A 209-nucleotide genomic window follows, 5' to 3' on the forward strand; every position below is an offset into this window, starting at 1 on the left:
GGCATGAGCGCCTTCGGCCTGGCCGGCAACCTGGGCATCGAACGTTCTGCCGCGCAGATGTACATCGACAAGTACTTCATGCGCTTCTCGGGCGTGAAGCGCTACATGGATGAAACGCGACTGCAGGCCAAGGCGCGCGGCTACGTGGAAACCGTCTTCGGCCGCCGCCTGTGGCTGCCCGAGATCAACTCGCCCAACGGCCCGCGCCG

1 protein-coding gene is annotated in these 209 nt (G+C 65.6%); it reads left to right on the forward strand.

All coding sequences use genetic code 11. The features are described from left to right. On the forward strand, positions 1-209 hold a 209-nt coding region (locus tag B3873_RS20885; RefSeq protein ID WP_286868773.1), incomplete at both ends, for a DNA polymerase.

The organism is Herbaspirillum sp. UBA812, from assembly GCF_002296545.1.
GTDB classification, from domain to species: Bacteria; Pseudomonadota; Gammaproteobacteria; order Burkholderiales; family Burkholderiaceae_D; genus Herbaspirillum; species Herbaspirillum huttiense.